The following is a 24,767-nucleotide window of genomic DNA, read 5'->3' as shown; positions in this document are numbered from 1 at the left end:
CCGGCGGCGGGACGGTCGGCTCTACTTGGCGCGCAGCAGCTCGCCGACCTTCAGGATCACCATCTCGTTGTCGTCCGCCTTGCCGAGGGCGCGGCCGGAGGAGAAGGGCAGGTTGTTGTCGTTGCCGACGATGATGTGGTCCGCATCGACCACGTCGACATTCTCGATGGTGAAGAACGGGAAGCCCAGCTTGCCGTCCCTGCCGCCCTGGCGGGCGATCTTGTTCGGGTCCTCGATGTCCATCAGGTCGATGTAGCCGACCTTCTTCACGAAGCCGTCGGCATCGGCCTGGGCGAGGTCGACCTTGTAGATGCGCTTGAACTTCGCCGGCACATTGAAGCAGTCGGGCTTGGCGACGTCCTTGCAGGCCAGCGCCGGGTCGCCCTCGGAGTCGTCACGCTCGATGATCAGGCCTGTCGTGGCGTCGATCATGTTGAAGTCGCCGATCGCGTTGCCCGGCGCTTCGAGCTTGTACTTCCAGCTCTTTCCGGTGAAGGCTTCCTTGGCGACATCGAATTCGAGGACGCGCAGGAAGGCCTCGCCGGTGAGCGGGCCTTCGAGCAGCGGATAGAGAGTCTTGCCGTCGGGCGACTGCGCCATGCCCTCGAAACCCTTGCTGCGCCGGACCTCGAACGCCACGGCGCCGGGTGCGCTCGGCATCGTCACCCCGGGATTGTCGGGTGAGCGCGCGACCTTTCCGTCGACCTGGGTCTGGAACACCGCGAGCACCTTGCCGCTGCGATCGGTCTTGATCAGGAACGGCCCGAACTCCTCGCCGAACCACAGCGCGTCGCCGACCGGCTGGATCGATTCGAGATCGAAGTCCGACCCGGTAAGGTAGCGCCTGGGCGTGTTCTCGTTGACGATGCGGAACGGCACCTTGCGGTCGGGATCGTGCAGGAAGCTGGTCGAGACGCGCTCGATCGTTCCGGCCTTCCAGTCGGGCTTGATGACGTGGAACATCAGCATCGCGTCGGGCGAGTTGGCCTTCGAGCCGAAGCCGTTGTCGGTCACGGTCAGGAACGTGCCGTCCTTCAGGTCGCGGATGCCCGACAGGCCCTGCACGGGCTGGCCCTTGAACGGCAGCTTGAGGCCGGTGGGCCGTGGGGCGGCCTTGTCGGACAGGGCGGAAATGCCCATCGCGGTTTCGGGCTCGTCGACCCGCATCGGCTTCGGCGTGGCGTAACGGCCCGAGAGTTGCAGTTCCTGCGGCGCATCGGCCGGGGCCGGAACGAGGGTCATCGCCGGGAGGATGGCGTGGCCTTCGAGCACGGCAGGAAATTTGGGTTGGGCGGACGCGAGCGGCGCAAAGCTGACGATCGCGATGGTGAGGAGGGGTATCGTGTGTCTCATGCCGTAGACATACCGGGTGCACGCTACGATTTGCTGACGCTGCTGTGAGTGGCTTTGTCATGGTATCGTAGCGCTTTTGCGCGAAGAGCCATCCGAGCGCATTTGCGCGACGGAAGAGAGACCCATGACCCAGAATAGCCAGCCGACGCTCGCCGATCTGATCGACCTTCGCCTCAACCGCCGCGGATTGTTGGGCGGCGCGGCCGCGCTCGCCGTGGCCTCGCCCTTCGCCGCTGCGGCGCAGGAGGCGGGACCGTCGACGCTCCGCTTCAAGGAGCTCGCGCACACCTACGACCCGCAGCAGCACGTCGCCGACGGGTACGACATGCAGGTGCTGATCCGCTGGGGCGATCCGGTGGTGGCCGGGGCGCCGGCCTTCGATCCGGCCAACCAGACGGCCGCCGCGCAGGAGAAGCAGTTCGGTTACAACAACGACTTTCTCGGACTTCATCCGCTGCCGCTCGGCAGCCGGACGTCCGATCGCTTCCTGCTCGTGGTGAATCACGAGTACACCAACACCGAGCTGATGTTCCCCAACCTCGGGAGCGAGGGCGCGAGCAAGGCGCAGGCCGAGATCGAGCTGGCAGCCCACGGCGGCGCGGTGGTCGAGATCGTGCGCGAGGGCGGCCAATGGCAGGTCGTGCCGGACAGCAAGTATGCGCGCCGCCTGTCGGGCAACACCCCGATGCAGATCTCAGGCCCGGCGGCCGGGCACGAGAAGATGAAGACTTCGGTCGATCCGACCGGCCGCACGGTGCTCGGCATGTTCAACAATTGTGCCGGCGGCAGCACGCCGTGGGGCACTTGGTTGACCTGCGAGGAGAATTTCGACGCGTATTTCAATGGCGATGCCGCCAAGCACCCCGATGCTGCCGTGCTGAAGGAGTACGGCTTCAGCCGGTCGCGCTACACGTGGAGCAAGCACTTCGACCGCTTCAGCTTCGACAAGGAGCCGAACGAGCCCAACCGCTTCGGCTGGGTGGTCGAGATCGACCCTTATGAGCCCGGCTCGCCGCCGGTGAAACGGACGGCGCTCGGCCGCTTCAAGCACGAGGGCAGCACCTATGCGCTGGCCAAGGACGGCCGCGTGGTCTTCTACAGCGGCGACGACGAGCGCGGCGAATACGTCTACAAGTTCGTGACCTCCCGGCCGTGGAACGCCGACGACCGCGCCGCCAATCGCGATCTCCTCGACGAAGGCGTGCTGTATGTCGCCCGCTTCGCCGATGACGGCAAGGTGGAATGGTTGCCACTGGTGCACGGCCAGGGGCCGCTGACGGCCGACAACGGCTTTGCCAACCAGGGCGACGTGGTGATCAAGGCCCGGCTTGCCGCCAACCTGCTCAAGCCCACGCCGATGGACCGGCCTGAGGACATCGAGACCAACCCGGTCAACGGCCGCGTCTATGTCGTGTTGACCAACAATACGAACCGCACGCCGGATCAGGTCGACAAGGCCAATCCGCGGGCCGCCAATGGCCACGGCCACATCATCGAGATCGCGCCTGCGGACGGCGACCATGCCGCGACCGGCGGCACCTGGTCGATCTTCCTGCTGGCCGGCAAGCCAGGCCAGGACGCCGGGGCACGCTATCACCGTGCCACCACCAACGACGGCTGGCTGAGCTGCCCCGACAACGTCGCCTTCGATTCGAAGGGCCGCATGTGGATCGCGACCGACGGTGCGCCGACTGCCGCAGGCATTGCCGACGGCGTCTATGCCACCGACACGGTCGGGCTCGGCCGCGCGCTGACGCGCTGCTTCTATCAGGCGCCGGCGGGCGCCGAGGTGTGCGGACCGATTTTCGCGCCCGACGACCAGAGCTTCTTCATCGCGATCCAGCATCCCGGCGAGGATCGTGGCTCGACCTTCGAGAAGCCTGCGACACGCTGGCCTGACTTCAAGGATGGCATGCCACCGCGGCCCTCCGTGGTCGCGATCACGAAGAAGGGCGGCGGCGCGATCGGATCGTAAGGGTCAGCCGTCGATCACGGCCATCGCGTCCATCTCGAACAGCCAGCCCGGCTGGACCAGTCGGGGCACGAAGATGAACGTGCTGACCGGCGGAGCAGCGGTGTTGACGTAGCGGTCGCGGACCTTCTGGAAGGCGGTGCGCTCCTCGGGCGTGACCGTGGCGACGCAGTAGTTGTTGATCTTCACGATGTTCGCGAATGTGCCGCCGGCGGCACGCACCGCGGCGTCGGCATTCTTGAACACCTGCTCGACCTGGGCTGCGAAGTTGCCCTCGCCGACGAGCTTGTCGTTGACGTCGTGCGGCACCTGGCCGGCAATCAGCACGAGCTTGCCCTTGGTCACCTCGGCGACCTGTGAATAGCCGCCGCGCCGCGGCATGGTTTCTGGCGTGTAAAGCTTGACGGTCATGGCACGGCTCCCTGGAAAAGGCGAACCGTACCGTCTCCCCTTGCGCTCGAGTCAAGTCTAAGCTCCCGCTCGGGAGTGAAACGAAGCAATGAATAACGCGTATGACACCGATGTGATGGTGGTCGGCGCGGGTCCGGTCGGCCTGACCCTTGCGATCGATCTCGCGCGACGCGGCGTCAAGGTACAGCTCGTCGAGCGCAACGACACCTGCCGGCAATGGCCGAAGATGGAGCGCTGCAACGCGCGCACCATGGAGTTCTTCCGCCGCATGGGGCTTGCGGAGAAAGTGCGCGCGGCGAGCCTCTTCCGCGACGTCCCGATGGACGTCTTCATCGTCACCAGCCTGGTCGATCCGCCGATCCTGCACCTGCCGTATCCGTCGGTCACCGCCTGCCAGGCCGAGACGCGGGCCCGCAACGACGGCACCCTGCCGCTCGAGCCCTACCAGATCATCTCGCAGTACACGCTCGAGCCGTTGCTGAAGGCGGTCGCCGAGGAAATGCCGAACATCGCCGTCCGCTTCGGCTGCGAGCTGTTGTCCTTCATGCAGGATGCAGACGGCGTGTCGGCCGTTCTCGCCGGCAATGAGACGGTTCGAGCGAAATATCTCGTCGGATGTGATGGCGGCTCGAGCACGGTGCGCAAGCAGCTCGGCATCAAGCTCGAAGGGCAGGGCCGCATCCGGCAGATCCATCAGACCTTCTTCAGGTCGGACGAACTGTTCGACGCGATCCCCATCGGCCGGGGCCGGCACTACTACTTTCCAACCGGCACGCTGGTGGTGCAGGACGACCTGCGGCATTTCATGATGAACCGCAGCACGCCGGTCGATCCCGACAATGCAGCGCAGTCGATCTGCGATTTCCTCGGCATCACGGTCGATGTCGAGCTGCTGAACCGCAGCGCCTGGAACCAGCATCTGCTGGTCGCCGAATCCTATGGCGAAGGCCGTGTCCTGCTGGCCGGCGACTCCATCCATCTGGTGATCCCGAACGGCGGGCTCGGCATGAACACCGGCATGGGCGATGCGATCGATCTCGGCTGGAAGCTGGCCGGCACGCTCCAGGGCTGGGGCGGGCCGAACCTGCTGGCGAGCTACGAGGCCGAGCGGCGGCCGATCGGCCTGCGCAACCGGCTGGCTTCGGGTACGGCCGCTGCCGGCGTGCGGTCGTGGATGGCGGCCTGCTCGCCGGACATCGCGCAGAAGACGGTGGCGGGCGAGGCGGAGCGGGCGAGGATTCGCGAGCTCGCCTTCGTCGGCCAGCGCATCAGCCACGAGATGATCGGGACGGAACTGGGGTACCGCTACGACGGCTCGCCGCTGGTCTGCGCCGAACCGGGCGAGCCGCCGCCCGACGAACCGCGCAGCTACGTTCCCACGACCTGGCCCGGCGCCCGCCTGCCGCATCTGTGGCTGCAGGACGGGACCGCCCTGCATGACCGGCTGGGCGACGGCTACACCCTGTTGCGCAGCGGGCACGGCCTCTCGGCCGACACGACAGCGCTGGAACGCGCGATGCACGCGACCGGCGCGCCGTTCGGGGTTGTCGACATCGCCGAAGATCATTTGCGGTCCGTTTACGAGCGCGACCTCATCCTGCTGCGTCCCGACCTGCATGTGGTCTGGCGCGGCGACAAGGGGCCGGCCGACCCGCAGAAGGTCGCGGCCGTGGCGACAGGGAGGAACTAGAGATGTATCCGGGCAAGCACGCAGCAGCGTATCCGGACCGGCCGGCCGTGATCATGGCCGGCACCGGTGAAACCATTACCTATGGCGAGCTGGAGGCGCGCAGCAACCGGTTGGCGCACTTCCTGCGCGCGCGGGGCGTCGGGCGGCTCGATCACTACTCGATCTACATGGAGAACAACGCGCGCTACGTCGAATGCTGCGCGGCGGGCGAGCGGTCGGGCCACTACTACACCTGCGTGAACTCGTTCCTCACCGTCGAGGAGCTCGCCTACATCCTGAACAACAGCCAGTCGAAGGTGCTGATCACCTCGCAGGCCAAGCGCGACGTAGCGCTCGCAGCATTGCCGCTCTGCCCCAAGGTCGAGCTCTGCCTGGTCGTCGACGGGCCGGGTGACGGCGACAGGGTGCTGAACCTCGAGCAGGCAACGGCGGGCTTGCCGTCGACGCCGATCGCCGACGAATCGCTCGGCACGGCGATGCTCTATTCGTCGGGTACGACGGGACGGCCCAAGGGAATCCTGCGGCCACTGCCGCAGGATCCACCCGAGAAGCACCTGCCGATCTTCAGCTTCCTGCTCAACCTCTGGCAGTACCGCGACGCCATGATCTATCTGTCGCCGGCGCCGCTCTATCATTCGGCGCCGCAGGCCGCGGTCGGGCTCACCATCCGCAGCGGCGGAACGGCGGTGATCATGGAAAAGTTCGACCCCGAGCAGTATCTCGCGCTGGTCGAGAAATACCGCATCACGCACAGCCAGCTCGTGCCGACGATGTTCTCGCGACTGCTCAAGCTGCCGGAGGAGGCGCGGCGGCGCCACGATCTCTCTTCGCTCGAAATTGCGATCCACGCCGCGGCGCCCTGCCCCGTGCAGGTCAAGGAGCAGATGATCGAATGGTGGGGCCCGATCATCCACGAATACTACGGCGCTACCGAAGGGCTGGGCTTCACCGCCTGCAATTCACAGGAATGGCTGGCGCATCGCGGCACGGTCGGCCGCGTCCTGGCCGGCAAGCTGCACGTGCTCGACGACGCCATGAAGGAATTGCCGATGGGCACGCCCGGCACGCTGTGGTTCGAGACGGCGACCCCGTTCGAATATTTCAGCGATCCGGGCAAGACGGCCGAAGCGCGCTCCGCGGACGGCACGATGAGCACGGTCGGCGACGTCGGCTACGTCGATGGCGACGGCTATCTCTACCTGACCGACCGGGCGACCTTTATGATCATCTCGGGCGGCGTGAACATCTACCCGCAGGAATGCGAGAACCTGCTGATCACCCATCCCAAGGTCGCCGACGCCGCGGTGTTCGGCGTGCCCAACGCCGATCTCGGCGAGGAGGTGAAGGCGGTGATCCAGCTCATGCCGGACGAGCATCCATCGCCGCAGATGGCGGAAGAGCTGATCGCCTTCTGCGGCCAGCATCTTGCCCGCCAGAAGGTCCCGCGCTCGATCGACTTCGAGGCCGAGCTGCCGCGCCTGCCGACCGGCAAACTCTACAAGCGGCTATTGCGCGACCGCTACTGGGGCAACAAGACCAGCCGGATCGTGTGAGCCTGGATCATGCTCTTCCGGACCGCGAGCCTCCGGCTCGCTCATGATCATGAGCGAGCCGGAGGCTCGCGGTCCGGAAGAAAATGAGTTCTCAGACGTTGAAGCGGAAGTGGAAGACGTCGCCGTCCTTGACGGCATATTCCTTGCCCTCGAGCCGTAGCCTGCCGGCATCGCGCGCGCCGGACTCGCCATTCAGCGTGACGTAGTCGTCGTAGGCGATCGTCTCGGCGCGAATAAAACCCTTCTCGAAGTCGGTGTGGATCACACCGGCCGCTTCCGGCGCCTTGGCCTCGCGGCGCACCGTCCAGGCGCGCGCCTCCTTCGGGCCGACGGTGAAGAAGGTGACGAGGTCGAGCAGCGCGTAGCCTGCGCGCACGACCTGGGCGAGGCCGGTCTCCTTCAGCCCGAGCGACGAGAGATATTCGCCCTGGTCCTCGGGCGGAAGCTGCGCCACCTCGGCCTCGATCGCTGCCGAGATCACGACGCAGGGCATGCCGAGACCCTTCGCCCACGCCTCGGCCTTGGCGCTATGCGCATTGCCGGTGGCGGCCGCCGACTCCTCGACGTTCAGCACATACATCATCGGCTTAGCGGTGATGAGCTGCAGGCGGGAGAAAACCAGGCGCTCGTCGTCGGTGATCGCGGCCTGGCGCGCCGGCTTGCCCTCGCGCAGCGCGTCGAGTGCCTTCTTCACGACCGGTGCCTCGGCCGCGGCTTCCTTGTCGCCGCCCTTGGCGCGCTTCTCCAGGTTGGGCAGGCGCTTCTCGAGCGAATCGAGGTCGGCCAGCATCAGCTCGGTCTCGACGACCTCGGCATCGCGCACTGGATCGACGCTTCCCGAGACATGGGTCACGTCGCTGTCCTCGAAGCAGCGCAGCACATGAGCGATCGCGTCGACCTCTCGAATCGTGCCGAGGAACTGGTTGCCGAGCCCTTCGCCTTTCGACGCGCCCTTCACCAGGCCGGCGATGTCGACGAACTCGAGCTGCGTCGCGACGATCTTGGCCGAGCTCGCGATGCCTGCCAGCTTGTCGAGCCGTGGATCGGGCACGGCGACGCGGCCCACATTCGGCTCGATGGTGCAGAACGGATAGTTGGCCGCCTGCGCCGCCTGGGTGGCGGTCAGCGCATTGAACAGGGTCGATTTGCCGACGTTCGGCAGCCCGACGATTCCGCAGTTGAAACCCATGGTCTACTCTTTGAGATCCAGCCTGGCCGGAAGATTGGGGGGCGGCGCGAGACTTGCCACCCGGCTCATATACTTTTCATCGGCCTTGGCGCCACCTTCGATCAGCAGCGCCGCTTCCTCGGCCAGCGCATTCAGCAGCTTCGGCAGCCAGCCGTCCCTGGGATCGCGCTCGTCCGGCTCGAAGTCGCGCAGCACCCAGTGCAGCACGAGGTCCTTGTGGCCCGGATGACCGATGCCGATCCGTACCCGTCGATAGTCCCTGCCGACATGGGCATCGATGTCGCGCAAGCCGTTGTGGCCGCCGGCACCGCCGCCCTTCTTCATGCGCACCCGTCCAGGAGCGATGTCCAGCTCGTCGTGGAAGACGACGACCCGGTCGAGCGGCACCTTGAGGAAGCGCACGGCTTCGCCCACGGCCTTGCTCGACTCGTTCATGAAGGTCATCGGCTTCAGGGCGATCGTGCGCTCGCCGCCGAGATGGCCTTCCGCCACCTCGCCGTTGAAACGCGATCGCCAGGGCGAGAAGACACGGCGGCGGACGATCTCGTCCACCGCCATGAATCCCACGTTGTGCCGATGCCCCGCATAGCGCGGCCCGGGATTTCCGAGCCCGACCAGCAGGAGCATCGAGACTTACTTCTTGGCCGCAGCCGGTGCCTTGGCGCCTGCTGCCGGCGCCTTGGCGCCCGCTGCCGGAGCCGCCGCTGCAGCACCCGCTGCGGGAGCCGCGCCGGCCGCGGCGCCATCAGCTGCTGTCGCGTCGGTCGCGGCTTCACGGGCGACCGTCGGCGCAGCGATCGTCGCCACGGTCGGGTCCTTGTCGCGGGTCACGACGCGAATGCCCTCGGCAATATTCAGCGCCGAGAGATGGATCGAATGGCCGATCTCGAGGCCGGTCAGGTCGACCTCGAACAGCTCGGGGATCATGTCCGGCTTGGTGCGCACCGTGATCTCGTGCATGACGATGTTCAGCACGCCGCCGCGCTTGATGCCGGGCGCCGCCGCCTCGTTCTTGAAGTGCACAGGAACCTGCACGGTGATGATCGACTCCGGACCAATCCGCAGGAAGTCGAGATGCAGAGGCTTGTCGGTCACCGGGTCGACCTGCACGTCGCGCGGCAGGGCGTCGACCGTCGTGCCGTCGACGTCGATCTTGACGCGGTGATTGAAAAAACCCTCCTTGTGCATCTCGCGCTCGACCGACTTCGGCTCGACCGCGATCATCATCGGGGGTTGCTTGTCGCCGTAGATCACGGCGGGAATCAGTCCGTCGCGACGGCTGGAACGGGCGCCCCCTTTGCCGGCCCGGTCCCGCATCTTCGCGACGACTTTGGTCGTCTCTGCCATTTCAACTTCTCCTAAGGTTTTGCGTTCTCTCTCATCATCGCGGCGTGGCCTCCAGGGGTGCCCATCGCCGGATCTCTTGTATTTCTCCTAATCGAACAGGCTCGACACCGAGGTCTCCTCGGAGATGCGCTTGATCGCTTCGGCCATCAGCGGCGCGATCGGCAGCGGCAGCAGGTTCGGCGCCACGCGCATCTCCTTGGTCGGCTGGATCGAATCGGTGATCACCAGCTTCTCCATCGGAGAGGCGGCGACGCGGGCCACCGCGCCGCCCGACAGCACGCCGTGCGTGACATAGGCCGACACCGACTTCGCACCCTGCTCCATCAGCGCGACGGCTGCATTACAGAGCGTGCCGGCCGAATCGACGATGTCGTCGATCAGGATGCAGTCGGCGTTCTTCACGTCGCCGATCACGTTCATGACCTCGCTCACGCCGGCCCGCTCGCGCCGCTTGTCGATGATCGCGAGGTCGGCGTCGACCCTCTTGGCGATGGCTCGGGCACGCACCACGCCGCCGGTGTCGGGTGACACCACGGTCAGGTTGCGGTTGGCAAGCGTCTCCTCCATGTGCTTGGAGAACACCGGGCCGGCATACAGATTGTCGAGCGGGATGTCGAAGAAGCCCTGGATCTGGTCGGCATGCAGATCGAGTGTCAGGACACGGTTGGCGCCGGCATGGGTGATCAGATTGGCGACCAGCTTGGCCGTGATCGGCGTGCGCGATGCGGTCTTGCGATCCTGGCGTGCGTAGCCGTAGTAGGGCATCACCGCGGTGATGCGCCGGGCCGACGAGCGGCGCAGCGCGTCGATGATGATCAGCAGCTCCATCAGGTGGTCGTTGGCCGGGGAACTGGTCGACTGGACGACGAACACGTCCTCGCCGCGTACATTCTCCCGGATCTCGACGAAGATCTCATTGTCGGCGAACCGGCGGATGTTCGCCTTGACCAGCGGTAGCCCAAGCTCGGCCGAAATGGCTTCAGCCAGCGGTCTGTTGCTGTTGCCCGACAGGATTTTCATAGTTAAGCCGTTGATCTCAAACGAGAAAACGGCCATTGGGGGCCGCGATGCGGGCGGAACATACCAATGAGTCCCCAACCTGTAAACGGCCTGAAACATCGCGCTTTCAGGCCGCGACGAGCCGCCCTCCCGGACGGCTCGCCGTGCGGCACGGGGGCTAGCGAGCGGTCGCCGTCTCCGACGCAGGCAGCGGGATGTTGGACCGCTCGAGGGCGCGCTTGAGGTCGGCGATGCCGGCCGTCGTGTTGCCCTTGCGGCACTCCTCGAGGGCGACATCGGCACCCGCCATCCGGCCGTAGCCGAAGGTGCCGTTGTAGCGGCTCCACTGGCTGTACAGGCCCTGGCATCGGGCCAGCTCTTCGGCCTTGGTTTGGGCGGAAACCGGACCGGCCAATCCGATCGCGAGCAGCACGCCAGGCAGGGTCGCGGCGGTACGAAGAAGAGAGAAGGCAGTCATGAGCAGAACCTCCAGTTGGGCTATGGCTCTGCACATGGGCGCTGGTTGCGGCGGCACGAACGAATAGAAGTTCGTGGCCCATTCGAAAATCGCGTGATGTTACCCAGGGCAGCCCAGGTTACGCCGGGCTCAGCAAGGTGCCTCAGCGCCGTCAGAACGGCGCTTGGTTGTCGATCATGATGATGCGGTGAAGACGCCGCACGTAGCTGTCTTCGTCCCATTCGCTGGCGCGATGCATCGAGCAGCGATTGTCCGACATCAGCACGTCGCCCGGGTCCCAGCGGTGCTGATAGGAGAAGCGGTCCTGGATCATGTGGTGCAGCAGCTCGTCGTAGAGCGCCTGCGCGCGTTCGGCCTCGAGGCCGTCGATGCACGAGCCCCATTCGCCGCCGAGATAGAGGCCGCGCTTGCCGATCTCGGGATGGGTGCGGACCAGCGGATGCACGACGTCGGGAATCTTGCGGCGCTCGGCCTCCATCTCCTCCTCGGTCGCCTCAGGAAACAGGTTCTTGAACAGCCGCGCACGGCTGTGCAGCACTTTCAGCCCGTCGATCTCGGCGCGCTTGGCATCGGGCAGCGCCTCGTAGGCGGCGATGCCATTGGCATAGCGCGTGTCGCCTTGCTCCGGTGGCACCTGGATGGCGTGCAGGTAGGTGAAGAGGCCGGGCTCCGGCAGGTGATAGTGGTCGGTGTGCCAGTTCAGCCCGACCTTGGGCGAGCCGACCTTGGCCTCCTGCTCGTGGACGTTGCCGACCACGAAGATCTCGTGATGGTCGGGCAGGCAGTAGTGCCGCAGCGAATGGAGGTCCGGCCGGCCTCCGAAGCGCTGCGCGAAGGCAAGGTAGCCCGCGGGCGAGAGGCTGGTCTGGCCACGGAACAACAGCAGCGTCCGCTCGACGCAGGCGGCGCGGATGATCGCTGCCATCTCTGCATCATGCTCGGCGCCGAGATCGATGCCGTCGATCCGGGTGCCGACTTGCTCGGCGAGATCGGTGACTTCGATGCCGCGTCGAACGGCGGCGGCACGCCAGTCCATCTGTTCCATGGCACCCTTATTGCACAAATCACGCCAGCTCCGTGTGGCCGAAGGAAGGATTATCATGCGCTCCCGCTGGCTCTCTCTTGGACTGATGATCGCCAGCCTCGGCGCCCTGCCGGCCGCCGCCCAGACCTGCAAATCCGCGATCGCGGACTCCGACCTGGTCACACCGGGCAAGCTGCAGATGTCGATCAACCCGACCCTGCCGCCGCAGCAATTCGTCGACGAGAAGGGGGAGCTGCAGGGCCTCAACGTCGAGCTGATGCGCGAGATTGCCAGGCGTCTGTGCATCCCGCTCGAGCTGATCCGCATGGATTTCCCACCGATGGTGCCGGCTCTCACCGCCGGCCGCTTCGACGGAATCAACACCGGCATGTTCTGGACCGAGGAGCGCTCGAAGATCGCCTACACTGTGCCCTACGCGCAGCAGACGATCAGCCTGACGGTGAGCAAGGGCTCGACGGCGAAGTTCGCCGACGTGGCGTCGCTGGCCGGCAAGAAGGCCGGCGTCGAGGTGAATTCCTACCAGGAGCGCTGGCTGCGCGGCGAGGACAAGGAACTGACCGCCAAGGGCGGGAAGCCGATCGAGATCCTGACCTTTAAGACCGCGACCGACGTGCTGGCCGCTCTGCGTGCGGGACAGGTCGAGACGGCCGTGCTGATCGACCAGACCGCCAAGGAGATCGAGCGGCGTGGCCTGATCGAGATCACCGCGACCGGGCTGGGCGGCGCGCCGACCACCATGATGTTCCGCAACAAGACGGTCGCGGCCAAGGTCGCCGCGACGCTGACCGAGATGGGCGCCGACGGCAGCTACGACAAGCTGTTCGACAAGTTTGGCCTGACCAAGGCCCCGAGCAAAACCTTCGCGATCCGCGGCCCCGGCCCGCAATGATGACATGAGCGAATCATGTTCCTCCCTGGCGAAGCCGGGGAGGAAGGGTGAAGACGAGAACGACGCCCGCAGAGGACAGATGACATGAGGGGCTTCGTCGTCTCGGACTTCCTCGACGCGCTGACCAATCAGTTCCTCCTGGTCGGCGTGCTGGTCACGGCAGGCCTGACGGTCGCGGGCCTCGCGGGCGGGCTGATCCTCGGGCTGGTGGTCGCGCTGCTGCGCGCGTCGGGCAACAAGGCGGTCAGCGGCGTGGCGCGCGGCTACATCTGGTTCTTCCGCGGCACGCCGCTGCTCATCCAGATGGTGATGGTCTATTCCGGCCTGCCGCAGGTCGGCATCAAGTTTGGCGTGCTGGTCTCGGTAATCGTGACCCTCGTGCTGAACGAGGCAGCCTACATGGCCGAGATCATCCGCGGCGGCTTCCTCGCCGTGCCGCCCGGGCAGGGCGACGCCGCCAAGGCGCTCGGATTGTCGCGCACCCTGGCTCTGCGCAAGGTCATCCTGCCCCAGGCCATCCGAATCATCCTGCCGGCGTTGGGCAATTCGGTGAACGGGCTCCTGAAGGCCACGTCGATCGCCTCGGTCATCTCGATGGAGGAGCTCATGCGGCGCAGCGAGATGATCATGCAGGTGAAGTTCGACGTGCTTGAAGTGTTCGCCGCGGCCGCCGTCTATTACCTGGTGCTCACGACCCTGTGGGATCGCGTCCAGCGCCGGCTCGAACGGCGCTTCGATCCTGTGGCACGGACGGCAACAGCCAAGACGATCGCCCCGGCCATCGAGCAGGCGGCTCTTCCGCGCTGAGCGCGAAGGGCGCGAAGGGCGCGCCCACACGAAACAACCCGCCGGGGGGAGACGGCGGGTTGTCAGGTACGTCTCAGGCGAACCAGCTGAGCTGAAGTGGCCTGGTGCTCAAACAACGCCGGTACAGGCCGATTGGTTGCAGCTGCTTTTCAAATCAGCTTCGGTTCGCGCCGGTGCCAGTCCGTGGCCTGCTGATAGCGGTCCGCGGCGCGCAGCAAGGCGGCCTCCTGGAGCGGCCGGCCGACCAGCTGGAAGGACGTCGGCAGCCCGTTCGACGTGAAGCCGCAGGGCACGCCCATCGCCGGCAGGCCGAGATAGTTGATCACCTTGGTGTTGCGGGTGATCGCCACGACCATGTCGAGATAGGCCTTGCCGGTGCGGCCGGTGGTTTCGGCGATGGTCGGCACGGGGATTGCCAGCACCGGTGTCAGGATCAGGTCGGCCTGCGTGAAGGCGACCTTGGCGAAGGCCCGCAGATACTGGCCGCGGAGCTTGAGCGCACGGATGTAGTGGCTGGCCGGAATGAAGAAACCGGCATGCAGGCGGTGGCCGACCTCGAAGGTGTAGTCGGCCTCCTGCTCGCGCATTGTCGGCGTATGGTTGGCCGCACCTTCGGACTTCATGACCAGCGGATGCAACTCGGCAATCTCGTCGAGCAGGTGCGCCGGAAGGGCGACGTCCTTCACGATGAAGCCCGCGCGCCGCAGGTCGGCGGCGGCCTGATCGTGCGCCTTGGCTACATCGGGGTGAACGCCGGCATCGAAATAGCCGCGCGCGATTCCGATGGTCGGCAGCGGCGCACTGCCGCCGAGTGCGGCTTCGTAGTCGGGCACCGGCATGTCGAGCGAGCTGGCGTCCGCGGGATCGGCGCCGGCAAGGACACCCAATAGCCGGGCGCAATCGCGTGCGGTCCGCGCCAGCGGGCCGACGACGTCGAGCGAATGCGACATCGGCATGGCGCCGCGTCGGCTCACCCGGCCGTAGGTCGGCATCAGGCCGGTCACGCCCGAGACGGCGGCAGGGCAGCGGATCGAGCCGCCCGTGTCCGAACCAAGCGCGGCATGGACCAGGCGTCCGCCGACGGCGACGCCGGAGCCGCTCGACGAGCCGGAGGGGATGTGGTCCGGGTTCCAGGGATTGCGGCACTGCGGGTAGTTCGGGTTGTAGCCGTGCGGCCCCATGGCGAACTCGACCATCAGCAGACGGCCGATGTCGATGGCGCCCGCCTGGTCGAGCCGCTGCAACGCGGTCGCCGTGAAGGGGGCGCGCCAGGCGGCCCGCAGTTTCGAGCCGCAGGCCGAGACCTTGCCCTGGCGGTAGTACATGTCCTTGTGAGCCATCGGTACGCCGTGCAGCGGGCCGAGCGTCTTGCCCTGGCGCTGCGCCGTATCGGCCGCGTCGGCTGCGGCGCGCGCGCCCACGCCTTCGACCTCGACGAAGCAGTTCAGCGTGCCGTCGAGACGGCCGATGCGGTCGAGGCATGCCTCGACGACGTCGCGTGCCGTGGTCTTACCGGCGGCGATGGCGTCGGCGGTTTCGGTGAGCGAGGCGCGAGACCAGTCAGTCATTGCTCGGGCCTGCAGCGAGTTCCAGCAGGGCGGCGCGGAAGTCGTACGGGTCGGTGTCGAAGTCGACCTTTTGGTTGGCGGCTTCCATGGCCTTGCGCAACTGTTCGAGTTCGATCGGCAGCTCCTCTATCCGCGCCGCTTCGAGCCGAAGCTGCGCGTAGTCTTCATTCATCTGCCGAACGAGGTCACTCTTGATCATCAGGCTCCTCCCTGCAGGCGGCCACGATGCAAGCCATGTGCCTCATCGCTGGGAGGGACGGGCATCACCGCCATCACCTTATGCGGCATGCGGGTCGGCCACGAACGGCCACTGCGTCTTGTCGGCCTTCGTGTAGGGCAGCAGCGACCAGTCGGGCACCAGCGCACCCGGCGCCGCCACATAGACGACCTCGCTCGCGATCGGTGCATAGGCGGCGTGGAAGTGCTGCATGGACTTCACCACCACGACCTTCTTGGTCGACGGATCGACACCCAGCTTGGTGAAGCAGTCGAGGCTGTGGCACTGCGAGCGCTTGGAGTTGACGATCACCGTCACGCCGTCGATCTGCAGCGCTGCGGCGTCACCGATGGGGTTGGTACCCTTGCGCTGGCCGCCGAACTGGATGGACACGTCCTTCTCGATCTTCAGCACCGTAGCGCGAGCGTCGATCGGAGCGCCGGACTGCGGCCCGAGCTTGCCGCCGAGGCGGATATCCAGCTCGGCCCCTTCGCCGACCTCGAAGGCCAGCTTCACTGCGCCCGGATCCCAGAACATGGCGATCGCGGCGTCCTTCACGTTCTTGTCGAGCAACGCCTGCAGGATGAAGGTCGAATCCGAGGCGGCTCCGCCGCCGGCATTGTCCGACACGTCGGCCAGCACCATCGGCTTGGGCAGATTGTGCGAGGAGATGCGCGCCATCGCGGTATCGAGCGTCACGTAGGGCGGTTGCGTGACCGAGCGCATGGCGAAGAATTCCTGGCCGAGTTCCTTGGCGATTTTCTCCGCCTTCGCCTTGTCGTTGTCGGTGACGGCGATGATCCGGCTGCTCATCTCCTGGATATCGGACCACGGGAAGCCGTGGGCGATCGAGAGCGAGAGCACGCCGTCCTTGCCTTCCATCGCAGAGAGCTTGTCGACGAAGCCGCGCATCGGTTCTCGCGTGGTGTGGAACACTCCGATCATGCGGCAGTCCCACGACGCCATCACCGGCTTGGTGCGGCCCTCGATCGCGCCTTCCATCACCGTGAACAGGTCATCGGCGCGCTCCGATACATCGACATGCGGATATTCCTTGAACAGCACCAGCACGGTGGCGTCGCGGAAGGTGCCCGGGCCGACATTGCAATGGAGGTCGAGCTCGACGCCCACCGGCACGTCTGGACCGACGACCTTGCGGACATGGGCCAGCAAATCACTTTCGCAATCGTCGTAGCCTTCGGCGACCATGGCGCCGTGGCAGGACAGGAACACGGCATCGACCGGCATCGCGGCCTTGAGGTCCGACACGATCTCGTCGCGGAAGGCCTCATAGACCTTCTTCACCGTCTTGCCGGCCGGCATGGCGAAGGCGCAGAGGCTCTCGACGGTCTGCCAGCCCTTGGCGTCGGCGCGCTGCTTCCACACCGCCAGGGGCGCGCCGAACATCGGCACGTTTTTGCCGTAGTTCCCCTTGCGGAAGAGACAGGTCTCCTCGAAGAGCTGATGGCCGGTGGGGATGGAGGCGAAGGTATTGGTCTCGGTGCCGAGGCAGGCGGTGAAGATCTTCTTTGTCATGAGACGAGTGTAGCGTCCTTTGCCGGCGCACAGCCACCGTCGCCTTCCTGACGGCGCGCTCTTGCAGACTGCGAGCAGCCTCTATGCTGCGCCCACGCCTACGGTCGGACTGTAGCCGCCTGCGAGCGCGGCGTCAGCGCGATCACATCGGCTACGAGGCGGGCGACGCCGTCCATGTCATTGCGCATGTCGAGCGCCGTGCCGAAGCGGGCGACGACGAGCCGCTGCGACGGCACGACGACGATGTACTGTCCGTAGGCGCCGCGCGCCATGAAGGCGTCGGCTGGAATGCCGTGGGCTATGCGATAATGCGTGCCACTGCCGGGGCCGCGGTTGGTCCAGAAGCCGGCGGCATAGCCGAATTCCTCGCTGCCCGGCGTCATGGTCGCCGAGTAGTCGACCCAGCCCTCGGGCAGGAGGCGTTCGTTGCCGGCCACCCCGTCATCGAGATAGAGCAGCCCGAAGCGCGCCCAGTCGCGAGCCGAGGCGAACATGTGGCTGGCGCCGATCGGCGTGCCGACGGCGTCGAACTCGAGCGTGACATGCTGCATGCCCAGCTTGTCGAACAGCTCGCGCCGGGCAAAGGCAATGACTGCAGCCGCATCGCCGCCGGTTTTCTCGCGGATGATCTGCGACAGCAGCAGCGTGTTGCAGTTGGTGTAGGTCCAGTCGGTGCCCGGCGTCGCTTTCAACGGAAGGCTGGCGGCGAAGGCCGCCATGTCGCGTTCGCCGAACACCATATGCGCCGACGGATCGAACGCGTCACGCGCGCTGGCTGTCAGCGACTGGCCGCAATCGAGCCCGCTGCTCATGCGCAGCAGGTTGTCGACCGAGATCGCATGCCGTGGATCGCCGGGCGAAGTCCAGGCGGCAACCGGCGCCGGACCCTGCACTGCGATCTTGCCCTGGCGCACGAGGATGCCGAGCAGGGCATTGGTGACCGACTTGGTCGCCGACCAGCCGGGCAGCGGCGTGTCCATCGTGTAGCCGGGTGCGTAGCGCTCGGCGATCACGCGGCCGTTGTGAACCACCACGATCGCCTTGGTCTGGCGCAGTGGCGGCGCCGATCGCTCCGTGAAGGCACGGTCGAGCGCGGCACGCAGGGCCGGGTCGGCGGGCTCGACCGGCTCGGGCCCGGCAATCGGCGGCAGCAGGGCGGGGAAGGCGGAGGCCTGCGGCAGGCTTACCGGCGCCGGCGGATTGCCGCGCAGGACGAGGCAGCCCAACGGGCCGCGATAGACGGACCGGCTGGGCGCCAGGCCGGCGAAGGTCGCCGTCACCTCGGCGCGCTCTCGGTCGAGCCTGTGGCTGACCAGGAATTCGACCGGCCCGAGAGTGGGGGCGATAGACTCGCGATAGAAGGTTTCGGGTTCGACCCCTGACACGAAGGCGGCCGAGCAGAGCTGGTGGCTGACGAAGCCGGTGGCCACGCCGGTCGCCCGATCGAGGCTGCCACAGCCGGTCAGCAGGATCGGCATGACAGCCAGCGACACGATGGAAATGGAACGATGCATGTACGGCTCTCCCTGGAGGTGTGGGAGAAGCCTACTGAGCAGCCAGATTTCCTCTCGCCGGGTTCGAAATCGGGCTCGCCGAATCTGGAATCGGCTCGCCGATTCCCGTGTTGAGACGGCGGTATTCGCTGGGAGTCAGGCCGGTTTCGGCCTTGAAGGCACGGTTGAAGGGTCCGAGCGAGCTGAAGCCCGAATCCATGGCGATGGTGAGGACGGGAACGGCCGTCTGGGCCCGGTCCGCCAGCGCCGCCTTGGCGTCCTCGATCCGGTAGTGGTTCAGGAAGCTGTTGAAGTTACGATGGCCGAGCCCCTGGTTGATCAGCCGGCGCAGCCGGTATTCGGGCAGATCCAGCCTCTGGGCGAGGGTGCCGATGGTGAGACCGTCCTGGCGATAGGCCCGCTCGACGGTCATCAGCCGTTCGAGGCTGGCCAGGAGGCCGGCATCGACCGGCTCGGGAGGCGGCGCGGGCGGAGGGCTCGGGGCGACGGCGGCCGCCACTGTGGCCGGGGTTGACACGAAGAGCGACTGCTCGCGGCTGACCCGGAGCAGCGTCCAGGCGACCGTGCCAGCGATCGCCATCAGGGCCAGCGCGCCGATCAGGTTGGCGCCCGGCGCCGGACGAGGGCCGGTCAGGAGCTGCGATAGAGCTGTGGCGGCGATGTAGAGAGACGACGCTCCGACGATGAAGAGGCGCAGCCGGCGCCTGCCCTCGACCAGGTCGGCGCGCCAGGAGGAGACGGTCTGGGCAATGGCGACGGCGGCGAAGGCGAGCGAGCTCAGGGTCAGGCCGATACCCAGTATCCTCGTTCCACCAACGAGGCATTCCGCGAGGCCGAGCACGACCAGTGCCAGCCAGACAGCGGCGTGCCATGGGCTCAGGCGGAAGCCGTCATCGAACAGGGCAGAGGCAAGCAGCCAGAACACCACATTGTTACCGGCGGACAACGCGAGCAGGGGGAAAGCCCAGACGTGCGGCTGGCCCTGCAGGCCGACAGACGAGCAGATCGCGTAGGCAGCAGAGCCGAGTGCGAACAGCGCGCCCAGGCGCGCCGATATCAGCTGCCCATAGCCGCGCCACAGCATGCCCGCGGTCAATAGGAGCAACGCGACCGTCCCGCCGCGCAGCGCCCAGTCGAGCGAGAGGATCGTCGTGTCGGTCACGTGGCGAGGGCGCGATCCATCAGGGACACTTCGGTGCCGCCGAGGTCTGCCGTGCCGAACTGCCCGAAGTGATTGGCGCCGAGCCGCGCGTCGCCATAGAGGGCGGCGAAGTCCGATTTCGCCTCGACCAGTGCGGCGAGGGCGGCGATACGGGCGAGGCCCTCGCACAGGAAGCGCGCGCGGCGCTCAGCGTCGGGAGATTTGAGGCAGCGCTCGAGCGACTGCGCCAGCGGCCCGACAGTGAAGGCCTGCGAGGCTGTGCGCACCAGGCGCGAGAGCGTGTCCATGCTGGCGTCGGGATGGCGGCCGGCGGCGCGCAGCACGTCGAGCGCCATCACGTTGCCGGAGCCTTCCCAGATCGCATTGAGCGGCGCCTCGCGATAGAGCCGCGCCATCGGCAGATCCTCGGTGTAGCCGTTGCCGCCCAGGCACTCGAGCGCTTCGTAGACCATCGCCGGTGCGCTCTTGCAGACCAGGAACTTCACCGCCGGCGTCAGCAGGCGCGCATAGGCGGCCTCGCGCGGGTCGGTCGCCGAGCTGTCGACGGCATGGGCGAGGCGGAAGACCAACGCGACCTGCGCTTCCAGCTCGAGGGCCATGTCGGCGGCGACGGCGCGCATCGCCGGCTGGTCGGCGAGTCGGCGCTGGAAGACCGAGCGGTTGCGGACGTGGTTCAGCGCCTGGCTGAGGCCGAAGCGCATCTGGCCGGCCGAGGCGACGGCGCAGTCGAGACGCGTCAGGTTGACCATCTCGATGATGGTCCGCACGCCCGCGCCCTCGGCGCCGATCCTTTCGGCATACGCGCCATGGAATTCGACCTCGGACGAGGCGTTCGACTTGTTGCCGAGCTTGTCCTTCAGCCGCTGGAACCGGATCGCGTTCTGGCTGCCGTCGGGCCGGTAGCGCGGCATCAGGTAACAGGTCAGTCCGCCAGCGGCCTGCGCGAGCACGAGGAACGCGTCGCACATCGGCGCCGACATGAACCACTTGTGGCCGCTCAGCTCGACATGGTCGCCCTGCGGCGCGGCCGTGGTGATGTTGGCGCGCACGTCGGTGCCGCCCTGCCGCTCGGTCATGCCCATGCCGAGCGTGACGCCGGTCTTCTGCCACCACGGCAGCGGCCGCTTGTCGTAATCGCGCGACAGGATCTTGGCCTGCCATTTCGCCAGCACATTGGGCTCGGCCTTGAGCGCGCCGATGCAGGCATGGGTCATGGTGATCGGGCAGAGATGGCCGCTTTCGGCCTGGGTTGCGAGATAGAGCCGCATTGCGCGGCTGGTCAGCGGGGCGGCCGGCTCGCTGCCGTCATGCGCACCGCTGTGGATGCCCCAGCCGATGCTCTTGGCCATCAGAGCGTGATAGGCGGGATGGAACTCGACGAAGTCGATCCGGTTGCCCTTGCCATCCATCGTCCGCAGCCTGGGCGGGTTCTCGTTCGCGATCCTGCCGAGATCGAGCGTCTCCGCGGCGCCGTAATCCTTGCCGCAGGCGGCGAGCGCTTTCAGGTCGAGCCCGTAGCGCGCCGCCGCCTCGGCGAGCGGCCTGTCGGCGCTGAACAGATCGACGTCGCCGAACGCGGGCGACTGATTGAACGAGGCGTCCTCGAGGAAACCGGTGCTCATCGCCGAAGTCTACTCCCGCTGGCCCGCGCCTTGCACGCCGCTGTAAGGTAATCGGGAAAACCGGGAGGGATAATCATGCAGCGCCGACACTTCTTGCAGGGCACCGCCATGGCGGCGGCTACTGGACTCGCCGCACCGGCGGTCTGGGCGCAGGTCAAGCCGGTCCGCGTGGCGTTCGGCTGGATCTACAACGTCGAATATGCCGGCGTCTGGATGGCGCTCGAAAACGGCTACTTCAAGGAAGAAGGGCTCGACGTGAAGACCCTGCCGGGCGGGCCGAACGCGCCGCCGTCGCCGGTCACGGTGGCGTCCGGCGGCGCGGAGATCGGCTACGGCACCTGGCTGCCCTATCTCGACGCGGTCAATCGCGGCAACGATTTCGTGCTGGTGGCCGGCACCTTCCCGGTGTCGCCGCTCGGCATCCTGTCGCTGCCGGCCAAGCCGATCCTCAAGGCGGCCGACATCGTCGGCAAGAAGATCTTGGCGCAGGGCCCCAACGAGCGCACCGCGATCGACGCGACCCTGGCGCTCAACAACCTGCCCAAGACCTGGGAGTTCGTGCCGGCCGGCTTCTCGCCCGAGCCGCTGCTCTCCAAGGCGGGCGACGGCTACACCGCCTACGGCACCAACCAGGCGGTCACGCTCGAGGTGAAGATGAACATGGTGCGCGGCAAGGACTTCTTTTTCACCTCGTTCGACGAGATGGGCTACAAGAGCTTCGCGAACCTCATCTTCGTGAAGCGCGACTACCTGCAGGCCGAGCGTGCGACCGTGGTGAAGTTCCTGCGCGCGCTGACCCGCGGCTGGACCGAGGATCTCAAGGACCCCGCCGTTGCGGCCAGGCTCGCGGTCAACAAGTACGGCGCCGATCTCGGTCTCGACCTCAAGCAGCAGACTCGCCAGAACGAGCTGCAGTTCGCCATGCTGAAGAATCCCGCCAAGCCGGATGCACCGCTGCTGACGCTCGATCGCGACACGATCGCTGGCCCGATGTATGCCGCGGCCAAGGCCTCGGGGCGTGACAAGCTGCCGGACGTGGACAAGCTCTGCGACTTCTCCGTCATGACGGAAGTGCACGCCTCGCTGAAGAAGAGCTGAGCATGGCCGTTGCCCCGTTGAAGGCCGACCTGCTGCTGAGCGGGTGCGACGTCGTCACGATCGACGGCAAGAACCGCGTGATCCCCGACGGCGCCGTCGCCGTGCGGGGCAACAAGATCGTCTGGATCGGCAAGGCGTCGGCTGCGAAGCGCAGCGTGAAGGCGACCTCGACGATCGACGGCTCGGGCCAGATCGCCATGCCCGGCATGATCGATGCCCACGTGCACACCGCGCAAACCCTGTTGCGCGGCAAGATCGCGGAGATCGACGGTCGGCGGCCGATCAAGATTCCGGTATGGTGGAACTATTACGTTCCGTTCGAATCGATGCTGACGGACGAGGACGTCTATCTCTCCGGCCTGCTGTGCTACGCCAACATGATCTCGGTCGGGACGACCTGCTTCGCCGAGGCGGGCGGGCCGCATCCCGACGCGATGGGGCGCGCCGCGATCGACACCGGCATCCGGGGTTTCGTGTCGCTCAACACCATCGACCAGGGCGACCACTGGCCCAAGACGATGATCACCACGACCAGGAAGGCGCTCGACGGCAACGTTGCCCTGGTGAAGCGCTGGAAGGGCGACAAGAACAGCACCGACCGGGTGCAGGCCTGGCTGTCGCTGCGCCAGATCATGACCTGCACGCCCGAGCTGATCGAGGCGATGGGCGAGGCGGCGCGGGCGCTCGACGTCAAGATACACACCCATCTCTGCGAAGGTGTCTACGAGATCGACTACTCGCTGGCCAAGTTCGGCAAGCGTCCGGCCGAATATCTCCAGAGCCTCGGTGCGCTCGACCGGCACATGCATTGCGCCCATTCGGTGCTGCTGTCGGAAAACGAGATGGACCTGTACGTGAAGCACAAGCCATCGGCCTGCCACTGTGCGTTCAACAACTATCACATCGGCCCGCACCGGCTGCTCGAGATGTGGCGGCGCGGCATCGACATCGGGCTGGGCACCGACGGGGCAGCGTCGTGGGGCTCGCTCGACATCTTCCAGGTGGCGCACATGGCGCGGGTCGGGCAGCAGGCCGTCGCCGGCACGCCCTATGCCTTCCGCAACGTCATGCCCAGCGAGGAGATCCTGAAGGTTGCTACCAACGGCGGCGCGCGTGCACTCGGCATGGCGAAGCAGATTGGCAGCCTCGAGGTCGGCAAGAAGGCCGATATCCTGCTGATCGACCGCACCAACCTCGACCAGATGCCATTGCAGGACATCTACTTCGTCGCCGCCAACATCGTGGTCGGCCGCGACGTGCGCACCGTCGTGATCGACGGCAAGGTGGTGATGAAGGACCGCGAGCTGCTGACCGTCGACCGCAAGGAGATCGACCGGCGGCTGGCCGAGCGCCTGCCCAAGCTGATGGAACGCTTCGACGCCATGACAGCATGAGCCTCTTGTCGGACAGCGGGTCTCCCGGCCCGCTCATGCTCTTCCGGACCGCGAGCCTCTGGCTCGCTCAATCCGAGCGAGCGGGACGCTCGCGGTCCGGAAGAGCATGAACGCGGCCATCTCCATCGACAAGGTCAGCAAGCGGTTCGAGCTGGCCGGCAACAAGGAGGGCGTCCTCGCCCTCTCCGAGCTGTCGCTCACCATCGCGCCGGGCGAGTTCGTCGCCATCCTGGGGCCGAGCGGCTGCGGCAAGAGCACTCTGCTGCGCCTCGTTGCCTCGCTGGAGAAGCCGAGCGGCGGCAGCGTGAGCGTCAACGGTGCGGCGCCGGGCCTCGTGTCGGCGCAGCATGCGCTGGGCGTCGCCTTCCAGGATCATGCGCTGCTGCCGTGGCTCACGATTCGCGACAATGTCGCCCTGCCGTTCCGGCTTGCCGGCCGCCGGGTCGATGAATCGGCGATCACTCGCCTGCTCGAGCTTGTCGGGCTCGGGGCCTTCGGCAATGCCCGGCCCAAGCAGCTTTCCGGCGGCATGCGCCAACGCGCTTCGATCGCCCGCGCGCTGGTGCTCGAGCCCGAGGTGCTGCTGCTCGACGAACCGTTCGGCGCGCTCGACGCGGTGACCCGCCGGCAGATGAATGTCGAGCTGCAGCGCATCTGGTCGGCGCGGCAGATCACCACCATGCTGATCACCCATTCGGTCGACGAGGCGCTGTTCCTGGCCGACCGCGTCGTCGTGATGAGCGGTCGTCCCGGTCGCATCCTGCGCGAAGTCACGGTTCCCTTCGGCCGCCCGCGCGATCCGGCAGTGATGCGCAGCGAGGCGTTCCACCGTCTGGTCGATGACCTGACGGCGGCACTAGAAGCGTGATGCGCGCTTCGCACTTCTCCTTCTTCTCATTCCTTCCCTCCCCCGCTTGCGGGGG

Annotated in this window: 22 protein-coding genes; 8 read left to right on the top strand and 14 right to left on the bottom strand. The window is 66.6% G+C overall.

What is annotated here, in order from left to right; translation table 11 throughout:
- Positions 1–21: 21 nt before the first annotated feature.
- Entirely contained in the window at positions 22–1,353 is a 1,332-nt protein-coding gene (locus tag ACQY8M_RS02890) for an esterase-like activity of phytase family protein (RefSeq protein ID WP_428668981.1), read from the bottom strand.
- 124 nt (positions 1,354–1,477) lie between these two features.
- Between ACQY8M_RS02890 and ACQY8M_RS02885 the strand changes: the two genes are divergently transcribed.
- The gene (locus ACQY8M_RS02885) at positions 1,478–3,328 is read left to right on the top strand and encodes a PhoX family protein (protein WP_428668980.1); all 1,851 of its coding nucleotides are present in this window, start codon (positions 1,478–1,480) and stop codon (positions 3,326–3,328) included.
- A gap of 3 nt (positions 3,329–3,331) precedes the next feature.
- Here the strand turns inward: ACQY8M_RS02885 and ACQY8M_RS02880 are convergent, their stop codons facing one another.
- Positions 3,332–3,736 carry a RidA family protein gene (locus tag ACQY8M_RS02880; RefSeq protein ID WP_428668979.1) on the bottom strand — a complete coding sequence of 135 codons (405 nt, stop codon included), beginning with the start codon at positions 3,734–3,736 and terminating at the stop codon, positions 3,332–3,334.
- Positions 3,737–3,824: 88 nt separating this feature from the next.
- Between ACQY8M_RS02880 and ACQY8M_RS02875 the strand changes: the two genes are divergently transcribed.
- Both ACQY8M_RS02875 and ACQY8M_RS02870 read left to right on the top strand, forming a co-directional pair.
- Entirely contained in the window at positions 3,825–5,426 is a 1,602-nt protein-coding gene (locus ACQY8M_RS02875) for an FAD-dependent oxidoreductase (protein ID WP_428668978.1), read from the top strand.
- Between the two features lie 2 nt (positions 5,427–5,428).
- Positions 5,429–6,979, top strand: a complete 1,551-nt coding sequence (locus tag ACQY8M_RS02870; RefSeq protein ID WP_428668977.1) for an AMP-binding protein — start codon at positions 5,429–5,431, stop codon at positions 6,977–6,979.
- 91 nt (positions 6,980–7,070) lie between these two features.
- Here ACQY8M_RS02870 and ychF read toward each other — a convergent pair whose 3' ends face one another.
- The 6 genes from ychF to ACQY8M_RS02840 all read right to left on the bottom strand — a co-directional run bounded on the left by ychF (position 7,071) and on the right by ACQY8M_RS02840 (position 12,037).
- Positions 7,071–8,168 (bottom strand): redox-regulated ATPase YchF, encoded by a 1,098-nt coding sequence (gene ychF / locus ACQY8M_RS02865; RefSeq protein ID WP_428668976.1) that lies wholly within the window; start codon positions 8,166–8,168, stop codon positions 7,071–7,073.
- A gap of 3 nt (positions 8,169–8,171) precedes the next feature.
- Positions 8,172–8,795: an aminoacyl-tRNA hydrolase gene (gene pth, locus ACQY8M_RS02860; RefSeq protein ID WP_428668975.1), complete on the bottom strand. Its 624-nt coding sequence runs from the start codon at positions 8,793–8,795 to the stop codon at positions 8,172–8,174.
- Between the two features lie 6 nt (positions 8,796–8,801).
- On the bottom strand, positions 8,802–9,515 hold the full coding sequence (locus ACQY8M_RS02855) for a 50S ribosomal protein L25/general stress protein Ctc (RefSeq protein ID WP_428668974.1): 714 nt from the start codon (positions 9,513–9,515) through the stop codon (positions 8,802–8,804).
- An 87-nt stretch (positions 9,516–9,602) separates the two neighbouring features.
- Entirely contained in the window at positions 9,603–10,535 is a 933-nt protein-coding gene (locus tag ACQY8M_RS02850) for a ribose-phosphate pyrophosphokinase (protein ID WP_428668973.1), read from the bottom strand.
- 157 nt (positions 10,536–10,692) lie between these two features.
- Positions 10,693–10,992 carry a hypothetical protein gene (locus ACQY8M_RS02845; protein ID WP_428668972.1) on the bottom strand — a complete coding sequence of 100 codons (300 nt, stop codon included), beginning with the start codon at positions 10,990–10,992 and terminating at the stop codon, positions 10,693–10,695.
- Positions 10,993–11,143: 151 nt separating this feature from the next.
- Positions 11,144–12,037 carry a TauD/TfdA dioxygenase family protein gene (locus ACQY8M_RS02840; protein WP_428668971.1) on the bottom strand — a complete coding sequence of 298 codons (894 nt, stop codon included), beginning with the start codon at positions 12,035–12,037 and terminating at the stop codon, positions 11,144–11,146.
- 55 nt (positions 12,038–12,092) lie between these two features.
- Between ACQY8M_RS02840 and ACQY8M_RS02835 the strand changes: the two genes are divergently transcribed.
- Both ACQY8M_RS02835 and ACQY8M_RS02830 read left to right on the top strand, forming a co-directional pair.
- On the top strand, positions 12,093–12,926 hold the full coding sequence (locus ACQY8M_RS02835) for an ABC transporter substrate-binding protein (protein ID WP_428668970.1): 834 nt from the start codon (positions 12,093–12,095) through the stop codon (positions 12,924–12,926).
- A gap of 84 nt (positions 12,927–13,010) precedes the next feature.
- Positions 13,011–13,733: an amino acid ABC transporter permease gene (locus ACQY8M_RS02830; protein WP_428668969.1), complete on the top strand. Its 723-nt coding sequence runs from the start codon at positions 13,011–13,013 to the stop codon at positions 13,731–13,733.
- 149 nt (positions 13,734–13,882) lie between these two features.
- Here the strand turns inward: ACQY8M_RS02830 and ACQY8M_RS02825 are convergent, their stop codons facing one another.
- The 6 genes from ACQY8M_RS02825 to ACQY8M_RS02800 all read right to left on the bottom strand — a co-directional run bounded on the left by ACQY8M_RS02825 (position 13,883) and on the right by ACQY8M_RS02800 (position 21,352).
- A complete protein-coding gene (locus ACQY8M_RS02825; protein WP_428668968.1) occupies positions 13,883–15,301 on the bottom strand; it encodes an amidase in 1,419 nt (472 codons plus the stop codon).
- Positions 15,294–15,500, bottom strand: a complete 207-nt coding sequence (locus tag ACQY8M_RS02820; RefSeq protein ID WP_428668967.1) for a hypothetical protein — start codon at positions 15,498–15,500, stop codon at positions 15,294–15,296. The genes ACQY8M_RS02825 and ACQY8M_RS02820 overlap by 8 nt, the downstream gene beginning before the upstream one ends.
- 78 nt (positions 15,501–15,578) lie before the next feature.
- Positions 15,579–17,054 (bottom strand): M81 family metallopeptidase, encoded by a 1,476-nt coding sequence (locus ACQY8M_RS02815; RefSeq protein ID WP_428668966.1) that lies wholly within the window; start codon positions 17,052–17,054, stop codon positions 15,579–15,581.
- A gap of 98 nt (positions 17,055–17,152) precedes the next feature.
- Positions 17,153–18,568, bottom strand: coding sequence for a serine hydrolase domain-containing protein (locus tag ACQY8M_RS02810; RefSeq protein WP_428668965.1), 1,416 nt, complete (start codon positions 18,566–18,568; stop codon positions 17,153–17,155).
- A 31-nt stretch (positions 18,569–18,599) separates the two neighbouring features.
- A complete protein-coding gene (locus ACQY8M_RS02805; RefSeq protein WP_428668964.1) occupies positions 18,600–19,730 on the bottom strand; it encodes a helix-turn-helix domain-containing protein in 1,131 nt (376 codons plus the stop codon).
- Complete coding sequence (locus ACQY8M_RS02800) at positions 19,727–21,352, bottom strand: acyl-CoA dehydrogenase family protein (protein WP_428668963.1); 1,626 nt, start codon at positions 21,350–21,352, stop codon at positions 19,727–19,729. The genes ACQY8M_RS02805 and ACQY8M_RS02800 overlap by 4 nt, the downstream gene beginning before the upstream one ends.
- A 75-nt stretch (positions 21,353–21,427) precedes the next feature.
- Here ACQY8M_RS02800 and ACQY8M_RS02795 point away from each other — a divergent pair, with 75 nt between their 5' ends.
- The 3 genes from ACQY8M_RS02795 to ACQY8M_RS02785 all read left to right on the top strand — a co-directional run bounded on the left by ACQY8M_RS02795 (position 21,428) and on the right by ACQY8M_RS02785 (position 24,712).
- Positions 21,428–22,450, top strand: a complete 1,023-nt coding sequence (locus ACQY8M_RS02795) for an ABC transporter substrate-binding protein (RefSeq protein WP_428668962.1) — start codon at positions 21,428–21,430, stop codon at positions 22,448–22,450.
- 2 nt (positions 22,451–22,452) lie between these two features.
- Positions 22,453–23,844, top strand: coding sequence for an amidohydrolase family protein (locus ACQY8M_RS02790; RefSeq protein WP_428668961.1), 1,392 nt, complete (start codon positions 22,453–22,455; stop codon positions 23,842–23,844).
- A 106-nt stretch (positions 23,845–23,950) separates the two neighbouring features.
- Positions 23,951–24,712, top strand: a complete 762-nt coding sequence (locus ACQY8M_RS02785; RefSeq protein WP_428668960.1) for an ABC transporter ATP-binding protein — start codon at positions 23,951–23,953, stop codon at positions 24,710–24,712.
- Positions 24,713–24,767 lie beyond the last annotated feature (55 nt).

The sequence above is a fragment of the Reyranella sp. genome (assembly GCF_965279465.1).
Classification (GTDB): Bacteria; Pseudomonadota; Alphaproteobacteria; order Reyranellales; family Reyranellaceae; genus Reyranella.
This window is presented reverse-complemented; position numbering and strand designations above follow the sequence as displayed.

What these genes read in the sequence shown, in the direction of transcription:
- ACQY8M_RS02890 (WP_428668981.1), bottom strand. Translation starts at nt 1,353, where the DNA reads ATGAGACACACGATACCCCTCCTCACCATCGCGATCGTCAGCTTTGCG.
- ACQY8M_RS02885 (WP_428668980.1), top strand. Translation starts at nt 1,478, where the DNA reads ATGACCCAGAATAGCCAGCCGACGCTCGCCGATCTGATCGACCTTCGC.
- ACQY8M_RS02880 (WP_428668979.1), bottom strand. Translation starts at nt 3,736, where the DNA reads ATGACCGTCAAGCTTTACACGCCAGAAACCATGCCGCGGCGCGGCGGC.
- ACQY8M_RS02875 (WP_428668978.1), top strand. Translation starts at nt 3,825, where the DNA reads ATGAATAACGCGTATGACACCGATGTGATGGTGGTCGGCGCGGGTCCG.
- ACQY8M_RS02870 (WP_428668977.1), top strand. Translation starts at nt 5,429, where the DNA reads ATGTATCCGGGCAAGCACGCAGCAGCGTATCCGGACCGGCCGGCCGTG.
- ychF (WP_428668976.1), bottom strand. Translation starts at nt 8,168, where the DNA reads ATGGGTTTCAACTGCGGAATCGTCGGGCTGCCGAACGTCGGCAAATCG.
- pth (WP_428668975.1), bottom strand. Translation starts at nt 8,795, where the DNA reads ATGCTCCTGCTGGTCGGGCTCGGAAATCCCGGGCCGCGCTATGCGGGG.
- ACQY8M_RS02855 (WP_428668974.1), bottom strand. Translation starts at nt 9,515, where the DNA reads ATGGCAGAGACGACCAAAGTCGTCGCGAAGATGCGGGACCGGGCCGGC.
- ACQY8M_RS02850 (WP_428668973.1), bottom strand. Translation starts at nt 10,535, where the DNA reads ATGAAAATCCTGTCGGGCAACAGCAACAGACCGCTGGCTGAAGCCATT.
- ACQY8M_RS02845 (WP_428668972.1), bottom strand. Translation starts at nt 10,992, where the DNA reads ATGACTGCCTTCTCTCTTCTTCGTACCGCCGCGACCCTGCCTGGCGTG.
- ACQY8M_RS02840 (WP_428668971.1), bottom strand. Translation starts at nt 12,037, where the DNA reads ATGGAACAGATGGACTGGCGTGCCGCCGCCGTTCGACGCGGCATCGAA.
- ACQY8M_RS02835 (WP_428668970.1), top strand. Translation starts at nt 12,093, where the DNA reads ATGCGCTCCCGCTGGCTCTCTCTTGGACTGATGATCGCCAGCCTCGGC.
- ACQY8M_RS02830 (WP_428668969.1), top strand. Translation starts at nt 13,011, where the DNA reads ATGAGGGGCTTCGTCGTCTCGGACTTCCTCGACGCGCTGACCAATCAG.
- ACQY8M_RS02825 (WP_428668968.1), bottom strand. Translation starts at nt 15,301, where the DNA reads ATGACTGACTGGTCTCGCGCCTCGCTCACCGAAACCGCCGACGCCATC.
- ACQY8M_RS02820 (WP_428668967.1), bottom strand. Translation starts at nt 15,500, where the DNA reads ATGATCAAGAGTGACCTCGTTCGGCAGATGAATGAAGACTACGCGCAG.
- ACQY8M_RS02815 (WP_428668966.1), bottom strand. Translation starts at nt 17,054, where the DNA reads ATGACAAAGAAGATCTTCACCGCCTGCCTCGGCACCGAGACCAATACC.
- ACQY8M_RS02810 (WP_428668965.1), bottom strand. Translation starts at nt 18,568, where the DNA reads ATGCATCGTTCCATTTCCATCGTGTCGCTGGCTGTCATGCCGATCCTG.
- ACQY8M_RS02800 (WP_428668963.1), bottom strand. Translation starts at nt 21,352, where the DNA reads ATGAGCACCGGTTTCCTCGAGGACGCCTCGTTCAATCAGTCGCCCGCG.
- ACQY8M_RS02795 (WP_428668962.1), top strand. Translation starts at nt 21,428, where the DNA reads ATGCAGCGCCGACACTTCTTGCAGGGCACCGCCATGGCGGCGGCTACT.
- ACQY8M_RS02790 (WP_428668961.1), top strand. Translation starts at nt 22,453, where the DNA reads ATGGCCGTTGCCCCGTTGAAGGCCGACCTGCTGCTGAGCGGGTGCGAC.
- ACQY8M_RS02785 (WP_428668960.1), top strand. Translation starts at nt 23,951, where the DNA reads ATGAACGCGGCCATCTCCATCGACAAGGTCAGCAAGCGGTTCGAGCTG.